Below are 25,536 nucleotides of genomic sequence, written 5' to 3'. Positions count from 1 at the left end.
AAAAAACCAGCGGCTGAATTCACCTGAAAGGAGCTGTAACCAGCATGGCGCAGGCAATCCTCAACAATAACCAGGCTCCCTCGAACCGACAGGGTGGCAGTACGCATCCGGCGGTCGTTGTCACCAAATACACCAAACGGGCTGACGAAAACGGTTGGCTGAGTGTCAAACTCGAGCCTAAGGGCACACTTGTCGCCCTCTGCGAATACACCAAAGTGACCTTCACCAAGGAATCCGGTGGTCGGACCTACTTCCGCATCGCCGACGGCAATTCTGAGTTCGTCGGGCAGACGGCCAGCCTGAAAACCGAAAATGCCTTGAAGTACCTGATGGATACCCCGCCAACGGCGCCGGCCACCGTCAAGGTCAAGTACACCGGAGCACCGGCCCATGCGATATCGGAGTTCAAAGGCAAACTTCTGCAGCAATGGGCACAGGTCAGCTTCAATGGAAAAACGGCGAAGGTGACGCTGAACAGCCAGTGGGGCGGCGAATTTACCCCGATTCCTCCCGGACGCCACCGGATCATGGCACCCGACCGCTCCCACGGAAATATCTCCACAGGTGGCTACAAGGCACAAGGTAATCTGCATTGCACCGACGTCTGGTTTCCCATTGAACTGCAAGGCACAAAAGGCAACAGCAGTCGTTACATCCACGTCGGCCATTTGTCCGACGGCTGTGTCACCTTTTATGAGCTGATCAAATGGAACGATGTTTACGACTACCTGATCTGCCGGCGAGTCAAAGGTGAAGGCGGGAAATATGTCGGTGAATTGCTGGTGGAGAAATAATTGAAACGGTTGCTACTTATCCGATTGATACCCGCGCTGTTGCTGGTCATTGCCAGCAGTGCCAGTGCCGACTTTGGCTGTGATGACTTTCTGTCGAAGCTCGCAGACAAGCCATCGTTTGTTGAATTCAAAGGCTGCACACAGGCGCTTGATCGCATGGGCCAGCCATTTTCAGCCAGCTACGAAGTATCCGGGGCCAATGCTTCGAAAGCCGAACAGTACCTTGAACAGCACTTCGGGATTTCGCCGATCACGCGCGCCTGTTGTGTCTGGGACTCGACCCAAAATGGATTCAGAGATCCAGCAACAGGCATCAACTACCTGATCAGCATTGGCTCAGAGGAAACAGAGGTCAGGCAACGGGAGTCGTGGGCGAAGATCAATCGCTTCACGATCCAGGTCGATGCTTACGCTGAGGATCCCTGACCAGGCTGGATAAGGTGTCCGAGCACCGGCCTTGACAACTCTGGGCGCGCGACACGTATCCCGAACTCAGCCTCAAGCAAATCGAGTAGATCCTCGACGTCCGCGACCTCACGCCGCTCGCTCTCGGCGCCCATGCGGTGAACAGCGAAACTGCCGTTGTTCAGCGTCTTGCGCCAGCCCTCCCCGGTGCGCGCCACCATCAGACGCTGGCTGAACGGTGACTCAGGGTGAGTCGAGACATACCAATTGCCGACGGTGTAATCGATGTCTTCCTGGCGTTGCAGATCGAACAGGTACATCGGCCGCCATTCCCCCGCCACGTTGGCACGCAGCATGTAGCCGTCGGCCTGTTTTTCAATGCGATAAGGTTCGTGTGGCGTTGGTTGCTCCGCTTCGGTGTCCAGCAGCAGCGGTGCAGTCGGCACCATGCCACCAAAACCGACATCTGTGATGTAGCGCACATCGTCGATCGTCACCAGGCTCAAGCGGTGCGTGCGCGCCGTCCAACTGCCTTCCGGCTGATTCATCACTACACGCCCGCTGATAGCGCGTGCGTCGAAGCCCAGTTCCAGCAACAAGGCAAAAAACAGATTGTTCAGTTCATAGCAGTACCCACCGCGCCCACCGAGCAAGACTTTTTCTTCAATGGACGACAGATCGATCAGCACCGGTGCACCGGTTATCGTCGCCAGATTCTCGAAAGGGAAGACGCCGGTATGGCGCAGTTGCAACTGCCGCAGGCTGTCCAGCGTCGGCGCGGGTGGTGTGTCGAAACCCAAACGTTGCAGGTACAGTTTCAGATTCGTCAGGCGTGGCTCACTCATTGCTCGATCCTTATGCATGGGGCCGCAGGTCACTGCGTTGATGGTCGCCATGTATACGGGATCGGGCACTGTTTTCGACAATTGATTTCGCCAATCGCCCGCTAGCGTTTCTTGCGTGAACCGATACGAATCCACGTCGGCGCATGGTCACTGGCGTGCGGTTCGTTGCGCACCCAGGCGTCTACGCCGGCCTCGTGCAGATAGGGACTCAGCGCCGGGTTGAGCAGCAGATGATCGATGCGCAGCCCGGAGTTGGTTTGCCAGTGCTGGCGAAAGTAATCCCAGAACGTATAGAGGCGATCCTCGGGATACAGATGCCGCAGCGAATCGGTCCAGCCTTGATCGAGCAAGCGCTGATAACACTCACGACTCTCAGGTTGCAGCAGCGCATCCTTGAGCCAGGAGCGGGTGTTGTAGATGTCCATGTCGGTGGGCACGACGTTGTAGTCACCGGCCAGCACCACCGGGTGATCGCTGCTTTGCAGGTCTTTCGCATAGCTGATCAGTCGCTCGAACCAGGCCAATTTGTAATCGAATTTCGGTCCGGGCTGCGGGTTGCCGTTGGGCAGGTACAGGCACCCGACCAGAACGCCGTGCACCGCTGCTTCCAGATAACGGCTGTGCTTGTCAGCGGGATCTCCCGGCAAGCCGCGTCGACTTTCTAGCGGCTGCGCATCGCGGGCGAGAATTGCCACGCCGTTCCACGAGGCCTGGCCCTGCCAGATTGCGCCATACCCCGCAGATTCCAGTTCCGCCGCTGGAAATGCGCTGTCGAGGGATTTGAGTTCTTGCAGGCAGGCGATGTCCGGTTGCTCGCGTTTGAGCCAATCCAGCAGATTCGGCAACCGCGCGCGCAGGCCGTTGACGTTGTAGGTGGCGATCCGCAGGTTTTTCATCGGCTGAGGCTCCTGCCCATGGGCTGTGAAAATTGTGACCTCGTGAACATCGCCACGGTTGCATCGGATCCACCCGCTGCGGCGTAATAGGCGCTCGCCATTCGCCCGCACTGCCGAGACCGCAATCCCATGTCAACCACGCTGCAAGGTCAGCGCATCCTTTTGCGCCCGCTTCAGTATTCAGATGCTGCCGCCCTGCTCCACGCTGCCGCCGACGGCGAGTTGTGGAACCTCACCGTCACGGTCGTGCCGTCGGCCAGCACCGTCGACAGCTACCTGAAAAAAGCCCTCGATGGCCGTGACGCTGGCACGGTCATGCCGTTTGTCATTGTCTTGAAAGACACTGGCGAAGTGATCGGCTCAACGCGCTTCTGGAAGATCGACCCGCTCAATCGCAAGCTGGAAATCGGCAGCAGCTGGATTGCGGCACGCTGGCAGAAGTCCTTCGTTAACACCGAGGCCAAGTACCTGATGCTGTGTCACGCCTTCGACGTGCTCGATTCCGTGCGGGTGCAGTTCACCACCGACGAGAATAACCAGAAGTCACGCAATGCGATTCTGCGCCTTGGCGCACAGCAGGAAGGCATCGTCCGTCATGAGCGGATCATGCCGGACGGGCGCAAGCGCAATTCGGTACGGTTCAGCATCATCGACGACGAGTGGCCGCAGGTGCGTCTGCACCTGGAACAGAAACTCGCCGGCGACCGGTAATGCTCAGGCGCGATTGCGCAGCCATTGCAGGAAGCCTTTTTTCGGTGCGACCACCGGTGTTTCCTCGGTCAGCGATTGCGCCTTGTGCAGGCGATAATCGAGCAAGGCTTGCATCGCGTCGTTGATGTCGTGACGGGCATCGAGGCATGGCTTCAGGTAGGACTTTTCAATGCGGTACAGCACGCAAAAGGTTTTCGCCGAAAAGTCCGCCGGCAACGAGGAATCGGACAGAATCCCCGCCTCGCCGATGACCTCGCCCGGCCCCATGCGCCCGGATTCGAACGGCGTGCCGTGACGCTTCAAAGTCACCGACACCACACCGGACTCAATAATGAACAGATGATCGCTGACCTCGCCGCCCGCGAGAATGACTTCGCCGGCACGGAAGGTTTGCAGGCTCATGTTCTGACTGAAGGTGTCTTTTTCTTCCTGGCGCAGGGTCGAGAAGATCGGCGAACTGTCGAGCAGCGCCCGTGGTCGCGACAAATTGGTCGGCGCAGTGCTTTCATCACTCGACAGCAGATTGACCCCGGACGCCTGCAAGTGCCGATACGCCAGGTCAAACAGTTGATTGCGCACCACGCGCTTCTCACCCATCGAAGCGACGAAACCGCTGATCTCGTATTCCGCGCCACTGCTGCCGGAGCTTTTCAGGGCGACGCTCGGTGCAGGCGTGTCGAGCAGTTGACGGCAGCCCTGCATGGCCCGCTCCAGCGCATCGATCACCGAACTGGGCCGCGCATGCGGGCTGACCTGCACGCTGACTGCGACGCCAAACATGTTGCTCGGCCGACTGAAGTTGATGATCTTGGCCTTGGCCGCCAGCGAGTTGGGAATCACCGCCATGCTGCCCTGACTGGTTTGCAGGCGTGTGGCGCGCCAGTCGATGTCGGTAACCCGCCCTTCGGTGCCGTCGATCGAGATCCAGTCATCCAGTTGATAAGGCTTGGTGGTGTTGAGGACGATCCCGGAGAACACATCGCTCAACGTACTCTGCAAAGCCAGACCGACGATGATCGCCAGCGCACCGGACGTCGCCAGCACACCTTTGACCGGCAGATCCAGCACATAGGCCAGCGCCGCGATGATTGCGATAAGGAAAATCACCGCGCCGAGCAAATCCTGCAACAGCCGCCCGGTGTGACCGACTCGCTGCATCATTACCGCACCGATCAACACCGTCAAAGTCCGCGCGCCGAACAGCCACCAGCCAATCTGCAAGCCGGTCGCCGCCAGGTGCAGCGGCACGTTGTCGGCCCACGGTGCGGGCTCCATCGGGTTGAGGCCTTCGTTGAACAGCAGCACGCTGAACAGCGTGAAAATCAGCACCCGCACCAGCAGTTTCCACTCACTGCCATGGGAACTGATCAGACGCCACAGGCCCAGATCGAGGAGGATCAGGATCAACGCGCAGAACAACGGGTGTTCGGTGAGCAGAGACAGCATCAAACAACTCCGACGGGGGCCAATCGCGAGAAGATCGCACAGATTGAGCAAGTGTAGGAGCAATTGATTTCAGAGCATGAATGCCCGCGCCAAAACACCACAAAACGAAATGTGGGAGCGAGCCTGCTCGCGAATGCGGTCGATCAGTCAAAGGTGCATCGACTGACATGACGCCTTCGCGAGCAGGCTCGCTTGTATGGTAGGACTTGAAGGGAGGAGGAGGGACAAGGCTCGATTCTGACTGTTGACGCAGCACAGACCGTGGGAGATTTCGCCCCTCCTCCTTTCACCCAAGCGCCGATAAAGAATGCATCTGGCTAGACCGACGATAGGAACAAGCCTGCGCCTCTGGGTGAGCCCTTCAAGTGCTCAAACCTTATCCCGGAGGAAATCCTGTGGCAATGCCAGTCGCTCTATCAAATCCGATCGTTGGCGTGGATGTCGCCAAAAATGAACTGGTGATTTATCAGGCCGATAGCGATCTGCTTGAAGCGATTCCCAACACCAAAACATCCATCAAGCAGTGGCTGAAGGCCTTGCTCGGCCCCGTGTCTATTGCCATTGAGGCAACCAACATCTACCACCTGGAATTCGCTGATTTGGCCTATGCGGCCGGTTGCACGATTTACATGGTGGGCGGCTATGAACTCAAACATTACCGCGAAGGCGTGAAGATCCGCGCCAAAACCGACGCCTTGGACGCCAAGTTGCTGGCCCGTTACCTGAAGAACGAAGCCGAGGAGTTGCGCCCCTGGACCCCGCCATCACCGCTGTACCGCCAGCTCCTGAGCCTTTTCCGCCGCCGCGCGGCTTTGGTCCAGGCAAGGGTCGGCCTGGTGCAGAGCTGGTCGAATGAGCCGCTGTTGAAGGCAGCTTTTGCTGAACAAATAAAATCCATGCAGCGGCTTGAAACGATGATCGAAAAGACGATCAACGATCAGCTCAAACAAGCCGGTTTGCTCGGCCAATTGAAGCGTTGCCTGAAAGTTGAGGGCATTGGATTTCTGACCGGAGCGCGCCTGCTCACGGCGTTTCAGCGGGGGGAATTTAGCAACGCGGATGCGTTTATCGCCTTCCTGGGCATGGATTTACGGGTATCGAAATCAGGGCAAAAGGACGGTCGCCGCAGCTTGACCAAGCGCGGAGACCCCGAGGCCCGCCGACTTTTGCACAACGCAGCGATGTCGGCTAGCCGTACGATAGCCTGGAAAGGGTTTTACGAAGCCCAAAGAGCACGGGGTTTCAGCACCACGCAGGCGTTGGTGATGCTGGCTCGCAAACTTGCTCGGGTGGTATTCGCCTTGCTGAAAGGGCAAAGCGAATATCAGACAAAAGTCAGTTGAGGGCTTCCCCTCAACCATAGAATCTCCCACAGGGGACTGCGGTGTGGCCCGGGGTTATTTACCGTTAGTCAGGGTGCTGTAGCTGGTCATCAGGTTGCGGTAGTCGGGGATGTGGTTGGAGAACAGCGTGCCCAGCCCTTCGATGTCGTTGCGCCAGTCGCGGTGCAGCTCGCAGGCCAGACCGAACCAGGTCATCAATTGCGCACCGGCGCTGGACATGCGGTTCCACGCCGATTCGCGAGTCAGTTCGTTGAACGTACCGGACGCATCGGTCACCACGAACACATCAAAGCCCTCTTCCAATGCCGACAGCGCCGGGAACGCCACGCAAACTTCCGTCACTACACCGGCAATGATCAGTTGTTTCTTGCCAGTCGCCTTGATCGCCTTGACGAAATCCTCGTTGTCCCAAGCGTTGATCTGGCCTGGCCGGGCGATGTACGGCGCCTCCGGAAACAGCGCTTTCAGCTCCGGCACCAGCGGGCCGTTGGGGCCGGTTTCGAAACTGGTGGTGAGGATCGTCGGCAGCTTGAAGTACTTGGCCAGATCGGCCAGCGCCAGCACGTTGTTCTTGAACTTGTCCGGCTCGATGTCGCGCACCAGCGACAGCAGCCCGGCCTGATGGTCGACCAGCAGTACCGCAGCGTTGTTCTTATCCAGACGTTTGTATTGAGTGGTCATTGCAGTAATCCTCGCGGGTGGTAGAGGCCGACGAGGGTCGACCTCCGGGGACTCGATCAGCGCTGGGAATCCAGCACTTCGTGTTCGTTCGCGACTTGCTGAGCCTTGAGGTAGCTCTCGATCAGCAATTGATAATGCGGCATGGCCTGGGCGTAGACGGCCGCCCACTGCTCGGCATCGGGACGGTTCCACGAGCCCTGCAGCTCGGAAAGCGTAGCCATGATGTCGATCGGCACCACCCCGGCCTGGGCCAAACGGGCAACTGTCAGATCAGTGGCGAGTTTCGAGTGATTACCGGACGCATCGACCACGGCGAACACCTTGTAGCCCTCATGCACAGCGGCGATGGACGGGAACGCCAGGCAGACGCTGGTCAGCGTGCCGGCGATCACCAGGGTTTTCTTGCCGGTGGCTTTGACTGCCGCGTGAAACTCTGGGTTATCCCAGGCATTGATTTCGCCCTTGCGCGCCACGTATTGCGCATGCGGCGCGGCTTCGTGAATTTCCGGGATCAACGGCCCGTTCGGCCCTTGCGGCACCGATGCCGTGGTAATCACCGGCATCTTCAGCAGGGTCGCCGCTTTCGCCAGCGCTACGGCGTTGGCGCGCAGTTGCGGCACGTCCATGTCTTTGACGATCTGGAACAGACCGCTCTGATGGTCGATCAACAACATGGCCGCGTCGCTGGCATCGATGGTCGGTTTCTGGCCGTCGAAGTTCGCTGCATTGACAGTATTCATGTGCGTGTCCTCTTTTCTTTAGGCAATAGCCATCCCTGGCCTGCGAACCGGCCTACGCGTCCTGTGTAGAGCGGAGTGGTGGTGCGTTAAGCGTGCATCTGGCCGAAGCGGCCGGACTGGAAGTCGGCGAACGCCTGGTGGATTTCCTGCTCGGTGTTCATCACGAACGGGCCATGGCCAACGATCGGTTCGTCGATCGGCTCGCCGCTGAGCAGCAACACCACGGCATCCTGGCTGGCTTCGAGCGTCATCTGATGGCCGTCACGTTCGAACAGCGCCAACTGCCCTTCGCGCACCGCTTCCACACCGTTGACCTGCACCGAGCCTTTCAACACCACCAGCGCGGTGTTGCGGCCTTCATGCAGATCCAGCGTCAACAATTTGCCGGCGTTGAGGCGCAGATCCCACACGTCGATCGGTGTGAAGGTGCGCGACGGGCCGGTGTGGCCATCGAATTCACCGGCGATCAGGCGCAGGCTGCCCACGTTGTCCTTGAGCGCGATGCTCGGGATGTCGCTGTCGAGAAGGGTCTGGTAGCCCGGCGCGGCCATTTTGTCCTTGGCCGGCAGGTTGACCCACAGCTGCACCATTTCCAGTTTGCCGCCGGTTTTGGCGAAGTTTTCCGAGTGAAATTCCTCGTGGAGGATTCCGGAAGCGGCGGTCATCCATTGCACATCGCCCGGGCCGATCACGCCGCCACTGCCGGTCGAGTCGCGGTGCTGCACTTCGCCTTCATAAACGATAGTCACGGTTTCGAAACCACGGTGCGGATGCTGACCAACGCCACGCCGTTCGGTGGTCGGGGTGAAATCGGCTGGACCAGCGTGATCGAGCAGCAGGAACGGGCTGATGTGTTTGCCCAGGTTGTCGTAGGAAAACAGCGTGCGAACCGGGAAACCATCGCCGACCCAATGGCCGCGCGGGCTGGTATAGATACCGATGATGTTTTTCATGGTTGTCTCCAATGGGGGTGAGTGATGCGATGGATTAAGCTTAAATCCATGACCATTAATGCACTAGACTGCAAAAATCAGCCTTAGCGTTCTATCTGGAGAACGATGGTGGAAGACCTCAACACCCTCTACTACTTCACCCAAGTGGTCGAGCACCACGGATTCGCGGCCGCCGGGCGCGCGCTGGACATGCCCAAATCAAAACTCAGCCGGCGCATTGCCGAGTTGGAAGAACGCCTCGGCGTGCGCCTGCTGCACCGCACCAGCCGTCATTGTTCATTGACCGAAATCGGCCAGGCCTATTACCAGCGTTGCCTGGCCATGCGCATCGAAGCCGAGAGCGCCGCCGAACTGATTGAACGCAACCGCTCCGAACCGCAGGGTCTGGTGCGCCTGAGTTGCCCGACGGCGCTGCTCAACTCCTGGGTCGGGCCGATGCTCACGCGTTACATGCTCAAGTACCCGCTGGTGGAGTTGTTCATCGAGAGCACCAATCGCCGGGTCGACTTGATTCATGAAGGGTTCGACATCGCGCTGCGCGTGCGTTTTCCGCCGCTGGAAAACACCGACATGGTCATGAAGGTGTTGGGCAACAGCACGCAATCGGTGGTCGGTAGCCCACAGTTTGTCGAACGCCTGTCATCACCGCCCTCGCCCGCTGACCTCAATGGTTTGCCAAGCCTGCATTGGGGCGCGGCGCAGCGGGAATATCAGTGGGAGTTGCTGGGGCCGGATGGCAACACGGCGCTGATCCGCCATACGCCGCGGATGGTCACCGATGACTTGATTGCCTTGCGTCAGGCGGTGATTGCCGGGGTTGGCGTGGCGCATCTGCCGAGCGTAGTCGTGCGAGAGGACATTGCCGCCGGACGCGTCGTGGAATTGATTCCGGGCTGGGCGCCGAAGTGCGGAGTGGTGCATGCGATCTTTCCGTCGCGACGCGGGTTGTTGCCGTCGGTGCGGACGTTGATTGATTTTCTCGGGGAGGAGTTTGCCCGCAGCGACATTGCCTGAATCGGCGGTGCGCCCTTCGCGAGCAGGCTCGCTCCCACATGAGCACGCATTCCAATGTAGGAGCGAGCCTGCTCGCGAAGAGGCCAGCCCGGACAACACAAATCCTGGAAATGATTCATGACTTCCGGTCAACAGTGCTTTGCCCCACCAGCGGTTTTTCTCAACGATACAGACGCGGATACTCCTGCCCATTCCCACTGCAACCTCTGGAGTCTTTCATGTCTGTTCCCGCTTTCGGTCTCGGTACGTTTCGTCTGCAAGGCCAGGTGGTCATCGATTCGGTAAGTACCGCCCTCGAACTCGGTTACCGGGTCATCGACACCGCGCAAATCTACGAAAACGAAGCCGATGTCGGCGAGGCCATCGCCGCCAGTGGCATCCCGCGCGAAGAGCTGTTCCTCACCAGCAAGATCTGGGTCGCCAACTTCGCCAAGGATCGCTTGATCGACAGCCTCAAGGACAGCCTGCAGAAATTGCAGACCGACTACCTCGACCTGACCTTGATTCACTGGCCGTCGCCGGAAAACCAGGTCCCGGTGGAAGAATTCATGGGCGCCCTGCTCGAAGCCAAATGCCTGGGCCTGACCCGGCAGATCGGTGTTTCCAACTTCACCATCGATTTGATGAAGCAGGCGATTGCTGCGGTCGGTGCAGAAAACATCGCGACCAACCAGATCGAACTGCACCCGTACCTGCAAAACCGTAAAGTCGTCGAGTTTGCCCGCAGCCAAGGCATCCACATCACTTCGTACATGACCCTCGCCTACGGTGAAGTGCTGAAAGACCCGCTGATCCAGCAGATCGCCGAACGCCGGCAAGCCACCCCGGCACAAGTCACCCTCGCCTGGGCAATGCAGTCGGGCTATGCGGTGATCCCGTCGTCGACCAAACGCGCCAACCTGCAAAGCAACCTTGCCGCCACGGCGCTGACCTTGAGCGATGCCGACATGGCGCTGATTGCCACGCTGGATCGCGGCCATCGCCTGACCAGCCCGAAAGGCATCGCGCCAGACTGGGACTGATTCAGCAATATTGCCAGTTCAGGATTGCAGATGTTGCGCGAGGCCGGCCATGGCCTCGCGCAACGTATCGCTTGCCATGCCCAACGGCGCCGCGTGCGCTTCGCTGCACGCCTGCTCAAGCTCGATACACGCCGCCACCACCCGCGCGGCCCCGACCATCTGCGCCCCACCCTTGATGTGATGAGCCAGTTCGCGAAGCCCCGCGCGATCCTGGCCTTGCTGCAACAGATCCAGACGTTGCAGATCGAGGTGCAAGCTGTTGAGCACCTCCTTGCGTAAATGCTCGATCAAGCCACGATCATTCCCGGCCATTTGCTCCAGGGTGCTCAGATCGATCTCCGCCAATGCTGGCGCCGCGCTGGAGGCCGCCGCGATGTCGCAATGACTGGCCGCCGTCAATGCCTGCGCCAGATCGTGCAAGCGGATCGGTTTGAACAGGCACTCGTCCATGCCAGCCTTCAGGCAGCGCGTCCGTTCCTCGGCCTGCGCGTTGGCGGTAAAGCCAAGAATCAGGCAAGGCTTGCGCCCGGCAATCGCTTCTTCTTCACGAATGGCCTGCGCCAGTTGATAACCGTTGCGCCTCGGCATATTGCAATCGGTGATCACCACATCGAACACTTGCGTGCGCCAGCGCTCAAGGCCTTCATCGCCGTTTTCGGTGTCGACCGTGCGATGGCCGAGTTGACTCAACTGCCAGCACAGCAGCAGACGGTTCACCGGATGATCGTCCACCACCAGCACACTCAGAGAACACGCAGCAGCAACGACGGCTTGCGGGGGTGCCGGGGTCTGAGCGAGGGCGGCCAACAGCGGCAGTTCGAGACTGACTTCGACTTGCGTTCCCTCGCCCGGCGCACTGTCGAGCCGCAGCGTGCCGCCCATCATTTCGCAGAGGCTGCGACTGATGACCAGGCCCAGCCCGGAGCCGCTGCGTGCCGATTGCGAGTGATTGCTCGCCTGCACGAACGGGCTGAACAAGCGCCGCCGATCGTCGTGGCTGATCCCGACCCCGCTGTCCTCGATCCGCACTTTCACGGCCAGTGTTTCTGTCACCGCTGCGCTCACCACCAGCCGCAGACTGACCTCGCCTTCTTCAGTGAACTTGATTGCATTGCTCAGCAGATTCGATAGCACTTGTTTGAACCGCGTCGGATCAATCAGCACATCAACGTTGCTGCGGGGATCCAGTTCGATGTGCCACAACAAGCGCTTCTGCCGCGCCAGCCCTTCAAACACCCGACACACTGACGCCACCAGTTCGCGCAGGTTGGCGCGTTCGGGCGCGAGTGACAGGTGCCCGGTCTCGATCCGTGCGATGTCGAGAATGTCGCCGATCAGCGCCAGCAATTGTTGCCCGGCATTGGACGCCACCTGAATCGCCAGACGATCGGTCACGCCTTCTTCTGCGCGCTTGAGGGCCAGTTCGAGCATGCCGATCAAGGCATTCATCGGTGTACGGATTTCATGGCTCATGGTCGCCAGAAACGTGGTTTTCGCCCGATTCGCATCGTCTGCTGCGTCCTTGGCTTCCTGCAATTGCTGCAACCATTGCTGGCGTCGGCGGATCTGCTGGCGCTGAAAAACGATCCAGGCCAGCGCGAGTGCCAGCAAGACCGCCGCACCGGCAAAGCCGAGGAGAATCTCGCGGCGATGTTGTAACCAGTAACTGTCATCCACCACCACATCGTGGCTCCAGCGTTCAACCAACTCGTCCATCTGTTGTGGGGCGATGCTCAACAACGCCTTGTTCAGGATCGAATGCAGTGCGGGCATTTGCGGTGCGGTCGCCAGCGCAATGCGCGCCGGTTGATCGCCGACCGTGCCGGTAATGCGCAGACGTTCGCGGTAGTGCCGGGCGATCAGAAAGCGCGCCACCAGCAACGAACTCACCGTGGCGTCGACTTGCCCCTTGGCAATCAGCGCCATGCCTTCGGCAGGGCTTTTGACTTCGATCAGACGGATGCCCGGCACGCGTTCCAATAGATATCCGCGCAACGGGTGGCCGCGATAAATCGCCAGCCGTTTACCGGCCAGGTCATCAAGGTTGAGCGGCCCCTGCGCGGTGATTGCACTGACCAGCACAAACGGATTGTTCAGATAGGCGCGAGTAAATTGCAGTTCGGTTTCGCGCTCGCTGCTCGGCGTCACCACTGGCAACACATCCAGCTCACCGGCCTTGAGTTGTTCGATCTGCCGATCGAGCGACACACCGCGCACGATTTCAAAATTCAATCCGCTGCGCTGGCTGATCACACTCAGCAACTGCGCGGACAACCCGTTGAAGCGGCCGTCGGCATCAAAAAAAGTCAGCGGCGCAAAATCGTCGATGGCACCGACCCGCACCCGTGGATGCTGGTCCAGCCAGGCCTGCTCACTGGCACTGAGTTGTACCCGTGATTGTTCAGCCATCTCGGCAAGGCCGACGCTCCAGCGCTGCTCGATGCGTTGGCGATGCTCCATGGGAATGGCGGTCAACACCTTGTCGACGATGCGCTTGAGGCGTACATCGCTGCGCAACAAGGCAAAAGCGAACGAATTGGCGTCCAGCCCCGACGGGCCGGCCAATTGCAGGTCGTTGCGATAATTGGTGTTGATCAGGTAGTTGGCACTGATGAAGTCGCCCAGATACACATCATCCGCGCCGAAGGCCACCGCACCGAGCGCATCCATCGCCGAAGGGTAACGCTGCACACTGGCATAGGGATAAAACCCCTGCACATTCGCCAGTGGCAAATAATCCTCGACCATGGCCACGCGCTTGCCGGCAAGATCTGCCGGCAGCTTTTCATCGAGGCGAGTTACCAGCATCGGCTGATCTTCGGCGTAAGCGCGGGACAGGATGAAATCCGGGTCGGCGGCTTCAAAATTGTTCGAGGTTCCCAGCAGATCGAGGTCACCACGCTTGAGTGCCGCCATCACCGCATCGCGGTTGGCAAAGCGCCGGACTTCAATGCGTGTGCCGAGCAACTGCGCCAGCAGATCAGCATAATCGGCGGTGAGCCCTTCGAGTTCCTGTTGATTGCGGGTGATCTCGAACGGTGGGTAATCCGGACCGGAAATACCCATGCGTAGCACCGGGTGCTGACGCAGCCATTGGCGGTCCTGCTCGTCCAGCCGCAGCTGGACGTTTGCCAGGCCGGTACGGGTCAGTACCTGCAGCACCTGCGGCGCGTCACCCGCCCAACTACTGGCGATCAGGCTCAACCACAGGCAGACAATCCAGCATCCCTGCCGCATGTGCGATTACTCAGATCACATGATTGCGCTTGGCGAATTCGCGCAAGAGCACCAATGAGTAAACCCCGAGTTTTTTCATCAGACGGGTTTTATAGGTGCTGACGGTTTTGTGGCTCAGGTGCATGTCCTCGGCAATCGCCTTGTTCGATTTGCCCCGCGCCAGTTGCACGAAAATAGTCAACTCACGATCAGAGAGCTGATCGATCATCTGTTTTTCGGTGGTTTGCACGGCATTCAGCGTGCTGAGGTAGTCCGGAAGCACGGAAAAATAGGTATGTCCCGAAACGACTGCCTGAATGGCATTGCGCAACTGTTCCAGTTGATTGGTTTTGGTCACGTAGGCCATGGCTCCGGCACGCACACAGCGCTCCTGATAGAACATGGGTTCGTGTGTACTGAAAACCAGCACTCGGCATCGCGGATAATTGACCCTTATCCGCTCCAGAACGTCGAGTCCATCAAGTACTGGCAAATTCAGATCAAGTATCACCAGTTGGGGCGCGTGCTCACGAATAAGCGACACCACCTCGTTGCCTTGGGACGCCTCGTATATCCGCTTGAATCCTTCGCCTTGCAACACGATTCGGATGGCGGCGCGCACCACCGGATGATCATCGACGACAAGCGCTGACTTCATGGCCACTCCCGATGCAAAGTCTGACGAACAGGCCACCGATTGGGGCTGCTCCGGACTCAGTGGCTGCGCAGGGACTGTTACACGTAACGGCGCGCAAATCACCTGTCAGATCTGACAGTTGCAGGAAATGATTTTCTATGCACGCGCAGCGCTCTGCACCAACGGATTTACCCTGGGGGCTGATAACGTCTGTGCCCGTGCCGGAGCGTCGACCAGCGCCATCAACTGGTCGATCGACTGTTTTGATGGCAGTGACAAATGGCTGATCTGGACATTTTCCTGAGCGAAGCCGGAGGACAGTTGCAACGGCGCCGTTTGCTCGTTGTAGATCAACGCCTGACGAACCTGCGGGTTATCGAGGAAAAAACCCGTCAGATCCAGCGAGCCTGCAGCGAGTTCGGCGTTGATGACCACCACATCGAAAGGCTCGCAACCGTAGTCCACCAGAGTCAGCAGCTCGGTAAGGTTCTGCACCGGAGCAATGCGGTAATAATTGAGGCCGTTGAACAGTCGCTCGATTTTCATCCGGTGAAAATGCTGAGGGTCTGCGATCAGGATGCGCAGGGCTTTATTGATCATGATCGATCTCCCGGTGTCAGGGTTTCTGGGTGCGGCAAGACTACGCAAGCTGCGTGGCAGGTTCTGTAGGAATAATCCGAAAAAAAAGGTTACTCATCCGAGTCATGCCCATCACTGTGCTGTCGCCAGGTCAGCGATCAAAGGGCCGAGTGTCTGCCGATCCGGTGTTCGGATCAGGGTCAAATAGCGTCGATCAGTGCTGCATATCGCCTGTGTGCACACCTCGCCGCGACGTTTGTCATAAATAACGGCATGACGAATCTGCAGGTTGCATTGAAAAAAACGCAAAGGATCGACTCCACCGACCGCCATCAGCTCAGCGCCGATGATCAGCAGGTCATAGTGCTCAAACGGATCGGACGAGTAATGCGTCGCACCCAGCAGCTCACGAAACGAATACACCGACACGTTGCCGCGACAGCCGAGTTCGTTGAGGCATTTGCTTATTCGCACATGCAGCGCCCGTTGCTCGTCGGCAATAAGGATTCGCCAGCGTTTGTAGGACATAGTCTTTCACAGCCCAGGAAAATCACGCTCATCACGTGAATGACAAGGCTAATCAAAAGGTGCCGTGACGCCTGTAGGACGAATCTTAAAAATGAATGGAGAACAGCCGAGAGCAAGCAAAAAAGCCACACCCGGCATGACCGGATGTGGCGTTGCTACTGAACGGACGAGCGCGGTTCATTCGGTGGTACTCGGACTCCAGAACGCCTGCACCACCAACGCCGACGTCGCAATCCGCGCCACCAGTGCATCCAGTTCATCACCATCGACCGACGTCGTCGCCAGCGTCGCTTCGATCTCGATTTCATCGGCGCCGAACGCATGCACATCGACGTCGCTGGCTGGGTAGTTGCTGCGCTCAAGCTCTGCTTCAAGCAAAGCGAACACGGCGGTCTGCTGCGAGCGGCGGGCGATGACATAGACGATATTGGTGACTTCCGCCGAAACCACGTCCAGCGGCTGGCGGTTGATGTTGTTGACGATCGGCCGCAGCAAAGTGTTGGCGGCCAGAATGAATAGCGTGCCGAGTACGGCTTCGGCGAGCAGATCGGCCCCGGCACAGGCGCCAACCGCCGCCGAAGTCCACAGGGTTGCGGCGGTGTTGAGGCCGCGCACGTTGCCTTCTTCGCGCATGATCACCCCGGCGCCGAGAAAACCGATGCCGGACACCACGTAGGCAACCACGCGCACCGCGCCTTCAGCGCCGGCGAGACGGTTGGCCATGTCGACGAAAATCGCTGCACCGACGGCGACCAGCACATTGGTGCGCAGGCCGGCGGTGCGTTGCCGGTACTGGCGCTCGAAGCCGATCAGACCACCGAGAATGAACGCGGCGCTGAGGCTGACGAGGGTGTCGAGCAGCGAATCGAGGTTGAGGTTGTTGATGGCTTGCATGATGAAATCCTTGAGAACACAAATTCCCCCTGTGGGAGCGAGCCTGCTCGCGAAAGCGGAGTGTCAGCCACTACAGCTGTGGCTGAAAAAACGCCTTCGCGAGCAGTCTCGCTCCCACAGGGGAACGGTGTTGGCCGTGCTGTTATTGCCAGCCGAACCGGCGGATGTAGAAACCTTTCACGGCCTGGGTCAGCGCCATGTACGCCAGCAGAATCACCGGCAGGAACACGAAGTACAGCGACGGCAGCGCCTGCAATTTGAAGTAGTGCGCCAGCGGCCCCATCGGCAGGAAGATGCCGACCGCCATGATGATCCCGGTCATGACCAGCAGCGGCATCGCTGCTCGGCTTTGCAGGAACGGAATCTTCGGCGTGCGGATCATGTGCACGATCAGCGTCTGGGTCAGCAACCCGACCACGAACCAGCCTGACTGGAACAGGGTCTGGTGATCCGGGGTGTTGGCATCGAATACGTACCACATCAAGGCGAACGTGGTGATGTCAAAGATCGAACTGATCGGACCGAAGAACAGCATGAAGCGCCCGACGTCGCCCGGCTGCCAGCGTTGTGGTTTTTTCAGCATCTCCTCGTCGACGTTATCGAACGGAATGGCAATCTGCGAAATGTCGTAGAGCAGGTTTTGCACCAGCAGATGCATCGGCAGCATTGGCAGGAATGGAATGAACGCACTGGCGACCAGCACCGAGAACACGTTGCCGAAGTTGGAACTGGCGGTCATCTTGATGTACTTGAGCATGTTGGCGAAGGTGCGACGCCCTTCGAGCACGCCCTCCTCCAGCACCATCAAGCTCTTTTCGAGGAGGATGATGTCGGCCGCTTCCTTGGCGATGTCCACCGCACTGTCCACCGAAATACCGATGTCAGCGGTACGCAGCGCTGGCGCATCGTTGATGCCGTCGCCCATGAAGCCGACCACGTGGCCATTGCCTTTGAGGATGCGCACGATGCGCTCCTTGTGTGACGGCGTCAGTTTTGCGAACACATTGGTGGTCTCTACGGCCACGGCCAGTTCGGCATCGCTCATGCGCTCAACGTCATTGCCCAGCAACAGGCCCTGTTGCGCCAGGCCGACTTCGCGGCAGATTTTCGCGGTGACCAGTTCGTTGTCACCGGTCAGCACCTTCACTGCCACACCGTGTTCGGCCAAGGCCTTGAGCGCTGGTGCGGTGCTTTCCTTCGGTGGATCGAGGAACGCCACATAACCAATCAGCGTCAGTTCCTGCTCATCGGCCAGGCTATAAACTTCTCGACCTTCCGGCATCGAGCGGGCAGCCACCGCCACCACGCGCAAGCCTTCAGCGTTGAATGCTGCGGTGACCTGACGAATCCGGGTCAGCAATTCATCGCTCAAGGCTTCATCGACCTCGCCGTGACGCACGCGGCTGCACACCGCCAGGACTTCTTCCACGGCGCCTTTGCAGATCAGTTGATGTGGCTGGCCACGCCCTTCGACCACCACCGACATGCGCCGACGGTTGAAGTCGAACGGGATCTCATCGACCTTGCGAAACGCCGTGCCGACTTTCAGTTCACGGTGGATTTCCACGTGTTCCAGTACCGCAACATCCAGCAGGTTTTTCAGGCCGGTCTGGTAGTAGCTGTTGAGGTAAGCCATTTCCAGCACGTCATCGGAGTCTTCACCCCAGACGTCGACATTACGCGCGAGGAAAATCTTGTCCTGAGTCAGTGTGCCGGTCTTGTCGGTGCAGAGCACGTCCATGGCGCCGAAGTTCTGGATCGCATCGAGGCGTTTGACGATGACTTTTTTGCGCGACAGAAACACCGCGCCTTTGGCCAGCGTCGAGGTGACGATCATCGGCAGCATTTCCGGGGTCAGGCCGACCGCAATCGACAGCGCGAACAGCAGCGCCTCAGTCCAGTCACCCTTGGTGAAACCGTTGATGAACAGCACCAGCGGCGCCATCACGAACATGAAGCGGATCAACAGCCAGCTGACTTTATTCACGCCTTGCTGGAACGAAGTGACCGCGCGATCAGTTGCGCCAACACGCTGGGCCAGCGCACCGAAATAAGTGCTGTTGCCGGTGGTGAGAATCACCGCTACAGCGGTGCCGGAGACGACGTTGGTGCCCATGAACAGGATGTTGTCCAGCTCCAGTGGATTACGCGTGTCGCGATCAGCCTGACGCGGAAACTTCTCCACCGGCATCGATTCGCCGGTCATCGCCGCCTGGCTGACGAACAGATCCTTGGCGCTGAGCACGCGGCAATCGGCAGGAATCATGTCACCGGCCGAAAGCACAATCAGATCGCCCGGCACCAATTGCTTGATCGGCAATTCGCTGCGTGGCGCGTCACGGCGCATCACCGTGGCGGTGTTGCTGACCATGGCTTTCAGCGCATCGGCGGCCTGGTTGGATTTGCTTTCCTGCCAGAAGCGCAGCAGCGTCGACAGCACGACCATGGAGAAAATCACCACGGCAGCCTTGAGGTCTTCGGTCAGCCACGAGATCACCGCCAACAGGGTCAGCAGCAGGTTGAAGGGGTTTTTGTAGCAGTGCCACAGGTGCGTCCACCATGGCAGCGGCTGCTCGTGTTCGACTTCGTTGAGGCCGTATTGCGCACGCAGCGCATCGACTTCGAAATCGGTCAGGCCATCGGCATGCGTGCCCAGTGAAGACAGCAACACACCGCTGTCGCACTGCGCGGCATCGACCAGGGTGTTGGCCAGCGTGGGTGGGACTTCACGGCTGACCGTGGTGTCGTTGATCGATTCCAGCAGCGCCAGGCGACGGAAGTGCCGGGCGATGTGGCGGGTCCGCAGAAAACCTGCGAAGAATTCCTTGAGCGTAAGTTTCATGGCTGTTGCCCCTATGGTCAGCCGGGAAACCGTCGAGCAGGTACGGCCGCGCCTCGTCCGCCGGAAAAACCGGCACGGCAAGGCCTGGCGCGCCGGTCAGAAAAGACAGGCGTGTCGATAGGGCTGCGATCTCGACAGTGAAGTCGAAATCACGCTCTGTTCAGCGTCGATGAGAAGGACGTCGAGACATGGCCCAGGACGGGTCATGCACGGGATGCCGCTGCTCGCTTTTACGGCGAGACAACGACAGAGAAAGTCTGCGCGTTATCTTGCCGAGAATCTGCCGGTTACCGAGACCGGCCGACAACTGTCACTCGAACAAGTACCCACTGTGGGTCTCCGCTATTGATGAAAACGCGCGAAGCTTACGCTCCGATGATTGGAGAGTAAACCCGCAAAAGGCAGTGAGTCGGGGAATGTGGGGGGATGTTCAGGAAGGGTTCAGGATTCGGATTTTGCGGTGATTTCAATGGCCCCTTCGCGAGCAGGCTCGCTCCCACATTTTGTCCTGCGTACACAGAACCATTGTGGGAGCGAGCCTGCTCGCGAAAGCGGTATGTGAGGCGCTAAAAAATCAGCTGGCAGTCGCCAACAGCAGATCCGCCATCGACCGATGCCCACGGTTCTTGCCATGCTCGTACAGCGAGCCGGCAATCTCGTCCGCGCGAATCGGCAACACCGACAGCAGCGTATCGCTCAGACCATGGCTGGCCTGGCAGAAGCCCTGCATGTAGATGCCGGCCTTGCAGCGCTCGTCGGTGATCAGTTTGTAGTTGCGATCAACCTCGAAGTCGCCCAGGTATTCTTCCAGCGGCGCCAGCAGTTTGCGGTGCATCTGCCGTTCGTAACCGGTGGCCAGAACAACAGCGTCGTAATTGCGCACGGTGACTTCGCCGGTGGCGCTGTTGCGCACGGCCAGTTCGATACCGTTTTCGGTGGCGGTGGCTTTTTCCACGGTGGTCAGGGTGCGGAATGCGTGACGGGCGATCCCGGAAACCTTCTGGCGATAGAAAATGCCGTAGATGCGTTCGATCAGGTCGATGTCGACCACCGAATAGTTGGTGTTGTGGTACTCGTTGACCAGACGCTCACGCTCAGCGCTGTTTTGCTGGAACACCAGGTCGGTGAATTCCGGCGAGAACACTTCGTTGACGAACGGGCTGTCGTCCGCAGGCTTCAGTGCCGAGCCGCGCAGGATCATGTCGACCTGTACCGACGGGAACGAATCATTCAGGTCGATGAAGGCTTCCGCCGCACTCTGCCCGCCACCGATGATCGCAATGCTCATCGGCTGATTGTTCACGCACGGCTGTTTGGCCATTTGCGACAAGTACTGTGAGTGGTGGAACACGCGAGTGTCACCCTTCAGCGCTTTGAACGCCTCAGGAATACGCGGCGTGCCGCCGGCGCTGACCACCACCGAACGGGTGGTGCGCACATGTTGCAGGCCGTCGCTGCCACGGGAAATCACGCGCAGCGCTTCAACCTGATGGTTGTGCAGCACCGGTTCGATGGTCAGCACTTCCTCACCGTAACGGCTCTGCGCGGTGAACTTGCCGGCGACCCAGCGCAGGTAATCGTTGTACTCCATGCGGCACGGATAGAAGGTGCCGAGGTTGATGAAGTCGACCAGACGGCCGTGATCCTTCAGATAGTTGACGAACGAGTACGGGCTGGTCGGATTGCGCAGGGTCACCAGATCCTTGAGGAAGGAAATCTGCAACTCGCTTTGCGTCGACAGGGTGTTGCCGTGCCAGCTGTAGTTGGCCTGCTTGTCGAGGAACAGCACATCCAGCTCGCCCTGGATCGGGCCGCGCTCTTGCAGAGCGATGGCCAGCGCCAGGTTCGAAGGGCCGAAACCGACGCCGATCAGGTCGTGAACGATGGGCGATGCAATTGCCTGTGTCATTTCCAGTGTCCTCTGGATGAACCCCTCAACCGTGGGGATAAAGCCTGGGTGACCTGACCGGCCCGAAGCAGGACAGCAGATCGTCTGTTGAGTAGGAACGAGGACGGTGAAAAAAAATTTACTGAGGAAGGATCAATGGGCGTCCCATTGTTTGATCCGCACCCGGCAATGTTTCATGGCATTGACGATGTGTTTCTCCACCAGCGCTTTGGAAATCCCCAGGCTCTCGGCGATTTCGTTATGGGACAGACCTTCGATCTTGCGCAGCAAAAAACTTTCGCGGCACAGCGGTGACAATTCTGCCAGTGCGCGCTGAAGCATCGCCAGACGTTGACCGTGATCAAGTGTGCCATGGGGCGACGGGGTGAAATAACGCTCTTCGCTGTCCAGCACGTCAAGCGGCTCGGCCTGCCGCAAGGCGTTGCGCCGATGATCATCGATGACCAGGTTCAATGCCGTGCGATAAAGGAAAGCCCGCGGTTGTTCGATCGGCGTATCGCTGGAACGCTCCAGCACCCGCACATAAGCGTCATGCACCACATCTTCGGCCACCTGACGGTTGCCCAGCCTGGCGTTAAGGAAACACACCAGCTCGCGATAGTAGTTCTCCAACATGACTCCCGACCGCTGCGGTGCGGTTTCGATCCTTGAGCCAGATCCGCGATGGTCAAAACGACAATGGCAGGATGGTGGCAATTTCAGATGCGTAATTTATAGTAATTCTCATATAGATTTAAAGCGCTGTTTCGATTTGCCCGACAAATTGTTGCCCGCTATACCTGTTACCGCGTTTTGCAGCGCTTAAATTACCCATCGCGTCTCTCGTTTAAAGGACAGTTCCCCGTATCTGTCGCCTCCTGCGTCAGCGTTCGGTCGTGGCCCGCGTGCGGTGCCGGCTGGATGACGGGTCGATTTTCACTGGCCGGAACCCTGCATGAAACGTCCCCGCCCCGCCCGACGCGCCCTGCTCGCAGCCCTTTGTCTGATTCCCGTTGTCGCCGTAGCCGCCTGGCAGATATTGCCCCCCGGCCGGGACAAGTTCGCCACCGTACCAGTCAGTCGCGGCGACATTGAAAGCAGCGTCACCGCGCTGGGCACGTTACAGCCCAGGCGCTATGTGGACGTCGGCGCCCAGGCTTCCGGGCAAATCCGCAAAATCCATGTGGAAGTCGGCGACGTGGTCAAGCAAGGCCAATTGCTTGTGGAAATCGATCCGTCCACGCAAAAGGCCAAGCTCGACGCCAGCCAGTTCTCCATCGAAAACCTCAAGGCGCAGTTGCAAGAACAACAGGCCCAGCACGAACTGGCGCGGCAGAAGTACCAGCGCCAGCAGAACCTCGCGGCTGGCGGCGCCACCCGTGAAGAAGACGTGCAGACAGCCCGCGCCGAACTCAAGGCCACCCAGGCGCGTATCGACATGTTCCGCGCCCAGATCCGCCAAGCCGAGGCCAGCCTGCGCAGTGATCAGGCCGAGCTCGGCTACACACGCATCTATGCGCCGATGGAAGGCACCGTGGTCGCACTCGATGCCCGCGAAGGCCAGACACTCAATGCCCAGCAACAGACGCCACTGATTCTGCGCATCGCCAAACTTTCGCCGATGACGGTCTGGGCCGAGGTTTCCGAGGCCGATATCGGCCATGTCAAACCGGGCATGACCGCTTACTTCACCACGCTCAGCGGGGGTAATCGGCGCTGGAGCAGCACCGTTCGGCAAATTCTGCCGGTGCCACCCAAGCCGCTGGACCAGACCAGTCAAGGCGGTGGCAGCCCGGCCAGCTCAAGTAAAAGCGGCAGCGCGCGCGTGGTGCTGTACACCGTGCTGCTGGACGTCGATAACGCCGACAACGCCTTGATGGCAGAGATGACCACGCAAGTGTTCTTCGTCGCTGACCAGGCGAAAAACGTGCTCACCGCACCGGTCGCCGCCCTGCAAGGCAGCGCCGTGGCCAATCGGCAGACCGCGCAGGTCATCACCGCCAATGGCGAGATTCAGTCCCGCGAAGTACGCACCGGCATCAGCGACCGTCTTAGAGTGCAGATTGTCGAGGGCTTGAACGAAGGCGATCACTTGTTGATCGGCCCGGCCGACGGCAGCGGAGGTTGAATGCAAACGCCTCTGATCGAACTGCAGGACATCCGCAAATCCTACGGCGGCGGTGACGCTCCCGAAGTTCACGTGTTGCGCGGCATCGACCTGTCGATTCACGCCGGCGAATTCGTGGCGATTGTGGGGGCGTCCGGCTCCGGCAAATCAACATTGATGAACATTCTTGGCTGCCTCGACCGACCGACAAACGGTGAATACCGTTTTGCCGGGGAAAACGTCGCCGGCCTCGACAGCGATGAACTCGCCTGGCTGCGGCGCGAAGCCTTCGGTTTCGTGTTCCAGGGCTATCACCTGATTCCGTCCGGCTCGGCCCAGGAAAACGTCGAGATGCCGGCCATCTACGCCGGCACCCCCGCCGCCGAACGGCATGCCCGCGCCGCCGCCCTGCTCGACCGCCTCGGTCTGGCCGCGCGCACCGGCAACCGCCCGCATCAACTGTCCGGAGGCCAGCAACAACGCGTGTCGATTGCCCGCGCACTGATGAATGGCGGCCACATCATCCTCGCTGACGAACCGACCGGCGCCCTCGACAGCCACAGCGGCAAGGAAGTCATGGCGCTGCTCGATGAACTGGCGAGCCAGGGCCATGTGGTCATTCTCATCACCCACGACCGCGAAGTGGCGGCGCGGGCCAAGCGCATCATCGAAATCAGCGATGGCTTGATCATCAGCGATAGCGCCAGAAACAATCCTGACGCCCAGACCAGCGCCAATCCCGGCGCCCTGCAAGCGGTGGATCTGCGCAAGCGCTTGAGCGAAGGCGCCGAAGCTCCCGGGGCCTGGAAAGGCGAACTGGTGGACGCCCTGCACGCGGCGTGGAGGGTGATGTGGATCAACCGCTTCCGCACCGCGCTGACCCTGCTCGGCATCATCATCGGCGTAGCCTCGGTGGTGGTGATGCTTGCGGTCGGCGAAGGCAGCAAGCGTCAGGTCATGGCGCAGATGGGCGCGTTCGGCTCGAACATCATTTATCTCAGCGGCTCGGCGCCCAACCCGCGAACGCCACCGGGCATCATCACCCTCGACGATGTGCATGCCCTGGCGAGCCTGCCCCAAGTACAGCGGATCATGCCGGTGAATGGGGCCGAGGCCGGTGTGCGCTTCGGCAATGCCGACCACCTGAGTTACGTCGGCGGCAATGACACCAACTTCCCGGCGATCTTCAACTGGCCAGTGGTTCAGGGCAGTTACTTCACTGAGGCCGATGAACAGAACGCAGCAGCCGTTGCGGTGATTGGCCACAAGGTGCGGACCAAACTCCTCAAAGACGTTGCCAACCCGATTGGCCAGTACATTCTGATCGAGAACGTGCCGTTTCAGGTGGTCGGGGTATTGGCGGAAAAAGGCGCCAGTTCCGGCGATTCCGACAGTGACAACCGCATCGCCGTGCCCTACTCCGCCGCCAGCGTAAGACTGTTCGGCACGCGCAATCCAGAGTACGTGGCCATCGCTGCCGCCGACGCGCGCAAGGTCAAGGACAGCGAACACGCCATCGAACAACTGATGCTGAACCTGCACAACGGCAAGAAGGATTTCGAACTGACCAACAACGCGGCGATGATCCAGGCCGAAGCGCGCACGCAAAACACCCTGTCGCTGATGCTCGGCTCGATTGCGGCGATCTCGTTGCTGGTAGGCGGCATCGGCGTGATGAACATCATGCTCATGACCGTTCGCGAACGCACTCGCGAGATCGGCATCCGCATGGCCACCGGCGCCCGCCAGCGCGACATCCTGCGCCAGTTTCTCACTGAAGCGGTGATGCTCTCGGTGGTCGGCGGCATCGCCGGCATCGCCCTGGCGCTGATCATTGGCGGCGTGCTGATTCTCAGTGAAGTCGCGGTGGCGTTCTCATTGATGGCGGTACTCGGCGCTTTTGGTTGCGCCTTGGTCACCGGTGTTGTCTTCGGCTTCATGCCGGCCCGCAAAGCTGCCCGACTCGACCCGGTCACGGCCCTTACCAGTGAATGA

Annotated in this window: 22 protein-coding genes; 8 read left to right on the top strand and 14 right to left on the bottom strand. The window is 59.5% G+C overall.

Features of this window, described 5'->3' with window-relative positions; genetic code table 11:
- Positions 1-44: 44 nt before the first annotated feature.
- Together PspS49_RS09915 and PspS49_RS09910 are read left to right on the top strand one after the other, a co-directional pair.
- Positions 45-794 carry a hypothetical protein gene (locus PspS49_RS09915; RefSeq protein ID WP_102900937.1) on the top strand — a complete coding sequence of 250 codons (750 nt, stop codon included), beginning with the start codon at positions 45-47 and terminating at the stop codon, positions 792-794.
- The gene (locus tag PspS49_RS09910) at positions 795-1,220 is read left to right on the top strand and encodes a DUF4952 domain-containing protein (RefSeq protein WP_160039032.1); all 426 of its coding nucleotides are present in this window, start codon (positions 795-797) and stop codon (positions 1,218-1,220) included.
- Here PspS49_RS09910 and PspS49_RS09905 read toward each other — a convergent pair.
- Together PspS49_RS09905 and xth are read right to left on the bottom strand one after the other, a co-directional pair.
- On the bottom strand, positions 1,202-2,044 hold the full coding sequence (locus PspS49_RS09905) for an arylamine N-acetyltransferase (protein WP_160039030.1): 843 nt from the start codon (positions 2,042-2,044) through the stop codon (positions 1,202-1,204). The genes PspS49_RS09910 and PspS49_RS09905 overlap by 19 nt on opposite strands.
- A 101-nt stretch (positions 2,045-2,145) precedes the next feature.
- Positions 2,146-2,940: an exodeoxyribonuclease III gene (gene xth, locus PspS49_RS09900; RefSeq protein WP_127926563.1), complete on the bottom strand. Its 795-nt coding sequence runs from the start codon at positions 2,938-2,940 to the stop codon at positions 2,146-2,148.
- 129 nt (positions 2,941-3,069) lie between these two features.
- Between xth and PspS49_RS09895 the strand changes: the two genes are divergently transcribed.
- Positions 3,070-3,651 carry a GNAT family protein gene (locus tag PspS49_RS09895; protein WP_160039028.1) on the top strand — a complete coding sequence of 194 codons (582 nt, stop codon included), beginning with the start codon at positions 3,070-3,072 and terminating at the stop codon, positions 3,649-3,651.
- A 3-nt stretch (positions 3,652-3,654) separates the two neighbouring features.
- On the opposite strand, the gene PspS49_RS09890 is transcribed toward PspS49_RS09895, so the two are convergent.
- Complete coding sequence (locus PspS49_RS09890; protein ID WP_150773980.1) at positions 3,655-5,097, bottom strand: mechanosensitive ion channel family protein; 1,443 nt, start codon at positions 5,095-5,097, stop codon at positions 3,655-3,657.
- 401 nt (positions 5,098-5,498) lie between these two features.
- Between PspS49_RS09890 and PspS49_RS09885 the strand changes: the two genes are divergently transcribed.
- Complete coding sequence (locus PspS49_RS09885) at positions 5,499-6,440, top strand: transposase (protein WP_108227338.1); 942 nt, start codon at positions 5,499-5,501, stop codon at positions 6,438-6,440.
- A gap of 54 nt (positions 6,441-6,494) precedes the next feature.
- Here PspS49_RS09885 and ycaC read toward each other — a convergent pair whose 3' ends face one another.
- The 3 genes from ycaC to PspS49_RS09870 form a co-directional block, all read right to left on the bottom strand.
- Entirely contained in the window at positions 6,495-7,121 is a 627-nt protein-coding gene (gene ycaC / locus PspS49_RS09880) for an isochorismate family cysteine hydrolase YcaC (RefSeq protein ID WP_127926560.1), read from the bottom strand.
- A gap of 56 nt (positions 7,122-7,177) precedes the next feature.
- Positions 7,178-7,861 (bottom strand): isochorismatase family protein, encoded by a 684-nt coding sequence (locus PspS49_RS09875; protein ID WP_008084027.1) that lies wholly within the window; start codon positions 7,859-7,861, stop codon positions 7,178-7,180.
- A gap of 86 nt (positions 7,862-7,947) precedes the next feature.
- Entirely contained in the window at positions 7,948-8,814 is an 867-nt protein-coding gene (locus PspS49_RS09870) for a pirin family protein (RefSeq protein ID WP_160039026.1), read from the bottom strand.
- A gap of 105 nt (positions 8,815-8,919) precedes the next feature.
- Between PspS49_RS09870 and PspS49_RS09865 the strand changes: the two genes are divergently transcribed.
- Together PspS49_RS09865 and dkgB are read left to right on the top strand one after the other, a co-directional pair.
- On the top strand, positions 8,920-9,828 hold the full coding sequence (locus PspS49_RS09865; protein ID WP_160039024.1) for a LysR substrate-binding domain-containing protein: 909 nt from the start codon (positions 8,920-8,922) through the stop codon (positions 9,826-9,828).
- A 218-nt stretch (positions 9,829-10,046) separates the two neighbouring features.
- Positions 10,047-10,850: a 2,5-didehydrogluconate reductase DkgB gene (dkgB, locus tag PspS49_RS09860; RefSeq protein ID WP_160039022.1), complete on the top strand. Its 804-nt coding sequence runs from the start codon at positions 10,047-10,049 to the stop codon at positions 10,848-10,850.
- 18 nt (positions 10,851-10,868) lie between these two features.
- Here the strand turns inward: dkgB and PspS49_RS09855 are convergent, their stop codons facing one another.
- The 8 genes from PspS49_RS09855 to PspS49_RS09820 form a co-directional block, all read right to left on the bottom strand.
- Positions 10,869-14,087, bottom strand: coding sequence for a transporter substrate-binding domain-containing protein (locus PspS49_RS09855; RefSeq protein WP_160039021.1), 3,219 nt, complete (start codon positions 14,085-14,087; stop codon positions 10,869-10,871).
- Positions 14,088-14,097: 10 nt separating this feature from the next.
- Positions 14,098-14,724, bottom strand: a complete 627-nt coding sequence (locus PspS49_RS09850) for a response regulator transcription factor (RefSeq protein ID WP_127930374.1) — start codon at positions 14,722-14,724, stop codon at positions 14,098-14,100.
- A 135-nt stretch (positions 14,725-14,859) separates the two neighbouring features.
- Entirely contained in the window at positions 14,860-15,303 is a 444-nt protein-coding gene (locus tag PspS49_RS09845; RefSeq protein WP_160039019.1) for a chemotaxis protein CheY, read from the bottom strand.
- Between the two features lie 111 nt (positions 15,304-15,414).
- On the bottom strand, positions 15,415-15,810 hold the full coding sequence (locus PspS49_RS09840) for a hypothetical protein (RefSeq protein WP_160039017.1): 396 nt from the start codon (positions 15,808-15,810) through the stop codon (positions 15,415-15,417).
- A gap of 177 nt (positions 15,811-15,987) precedes the next feature.
- Positions 15,988-16,704 carry an MgtC/SapB family protein gene (locus PspS49_RS09835; protein WP_127926554.1) on the bottom strand — a complete coding sequence of 239 codons (717 nt, stop codon included), beginning with the start codon at positions 16,702-16,704 and terminating at the stop codon, positions 15,988-15,990.
- Positions 16,705-16,846: 142 nt separating this feature from the next.
- The gene (gene mgtA / locus PspS49_RS09830) at positions 16,847-19,546 is read right to left on the bottom strand and encodes a magnesium-translocating P-type ATPase (RefSeq protein ID WP_160039015.1); all 2,700 of its coding nucleotides are present in this window, start codon (positions 19,544-19,546) and stop codon (positions 16,847-16,849) included.
- A 574-nt stretch (positions 19,547-20,120) separates the two neighbouring features.
- On the bottom strand, positions 20,121-21,455 hold the full coding sequence (locus PspS49_RS09825) for a SidA/IucD/PvdA family monooxygenase (protein ID WP_127926552.1): 1,335 nt from the start codon (positions 21,453-21,455) through the stop codon (positions 20,121-20,123).
- Positions 21,456-21,587: 132 nt separating this feature from the next.
- Positions 21,588-22,070 (bottom strand): sigma-70 family RNA polymerase sigma factor, encoded by a 483-nt coding sequence (locus PspS49_RS09820; RefSeq protein WP_127926551.1) that lies wholly within the window; start codon positions 22,068-22,070, stop codon positions 21,588-21,590.
- A 319-nt stretch (positions 22,071-22,389) separates the two neighbouring features.
- On the opposite strand from PspS49_RS09820, the gene PspS49_RS09815 reads away from it, so the two are divergent.
- Both PspS49_RS09815 and PspS49_RS09810 read left to right on the top strand, forming a co-directional pair.
- Entirely contained in the window at positions 22,390-23,562 is a 1,173-nt protein-coding gene (locus PspS49_RS09815) for an efflux RND transporter periplasmic adaptor subunit (RefSeq protein ID WP_150751591.1), read from the top strand.
- Complete coding sequence (locus PspS49_RS09810; protein ID WP_160039013.1) at positions 23,563-25,536, top strand: MacB family efflux pump subunit; 1,974 nt, start codon at positions 23,563-23,565, stop codon at positions 25,534-25,536.

It is taken from the genome of Pseudomonas sp. S49, assembly GCF_009866785.1.
Classification (GTDB): domain Bacteria; phylum Pseudomonadota; class Gammaproteobacteria; order Pseudomonadales; family Pseudomonadaceae; genus Aquipseudomonas.
This window is presented reverse-complemented; position numbering and strand designations above follow the sequence as displayed.